The 1,308-nt window shown below is 35.3% G+C and carries 1 protein-coding gene; it reads right to left on the reverse strand.

The window, feature by feature from the left end; translation table 11 throughout:
* Positions 1-10 precede the first annotated feature (10 nt).
* On the reverse strand, positions 11-1,303 hold the full coding sequence (xylA, locus tag J7E16_RS06225; protein WP_214889989.1) for a xylose isomerase: 1,293 nt from the start codon (positions 1,301-1,303) through the stop codon (positions 11-13).
* Between the last annotated feature and the right edge of the window lie 5 nt (positions 1,304-1,308).

Here is a 1,308-nt window from a genome sequence, read left to right on the forward strand (position 1 = left end):
TTATTATTTACTAAACCAAGTAGTCATTTAATTTTGATTTAATATACTCAATATGAGATGATTCATTTTTAACGTCATTATGTTCTAATGCGTAACTTGTCAACGTTTCCAAATCTGCTTTCCCAGAAATAATATCTGAACCAATACCTGTTTCATAACTTGCATAACGTTTTTCTTTTAGTTCATCTAAGAAGCGCGTTTCTTTTATTTTGGCAGCTGCTTTTAATCCTCTAGCATAAGTATCCATTCCTGCGATATGTGCTAAAAATAAATCTTGCATTTCGAAAGACGTACGACGTACTTTTGCGTCAAAGTTGATTCCACCAGGTTCGATTCCGCCATTTTCTAAAAATTCAACCATAGCTAATGTTACTGAATAGACATCTGTTGGGAATTCATCTGTATCCCATCCTAAAAGCATATCTCCTTGGTTCGCATCAAGTGATCCTAAAGCGTTGTAGTTACGTGCTACATTCATTTCGTGTTCAAATGAATGTCCAGCCAAGGTTGCATGGTTTGCTTCTAAATTCAATTTAAAGCGATCGGTTAAATCATATTTTTGTAAGAATGACATACTTGTAGCTGCATCAAAATCATATTGGTGTTTCATCGGTTCTTTTGGTTTAGGTTCTAGTAAGAACACCAACTCTTCGTGACCGATTTTATTTGAATAATCAATCGCCATATGGTAAAGTCGAGCAATGTTTTCTTCTTCTAATTTCATATTCGTATTGATTAGATTTTCGTACCCTTCACGTCCACCCCAGAATACGAAGTTTTTACCGCCTAGTTTTTTACTAATATCGATCCCTTTTTTTACTTGTGCAGCTGATACAGCATAAACATCTGCATTAGAACTTGAAGCAGCACCATGAACATAGATTGGGTTTGAATGTCTGTCAGCTGTATTCCAAAGTAATTTGATTCCTGTTTGATCCATTTTTTCTTGAATAAGATCTGTGATCATATCTAAATTTGCGAAAAATTCTTCTAATGATTCTCCGTAAGGAGCCACATCCATATCATGGAAACAGAAATACTCAACGCCTAATTTTTCGAAAAATTCAAATGATGCTTCTACTCTGTTTTTTGCCATTTCCATTGGGTCATCCGTTAACCAATCTCTTTGATTGACGCCTTTACCAAATGGATCTGACCCATCATTTGTAAATGTATGCCAATAAGCCACTGAGAAACGCAACTGTTCTTTCATGGTTTTTCCTAGTACTACTTCTTCCGGATTGTAATAACGGAATGCGAAAGGATTTGTTGATTCGGCACCTTCATATTTAATCTTCTCAATAGGTG

It is taken from the genome of Carnobacterium sp. ISL-102, assembly GCF_018612935.1.
GTDB lineage: Bacteria > Bacillota > Bacilli > Lactobacillales > Carnobacteriaceae > Carnobacterium_B > Carnobacterium_B alterfunditum.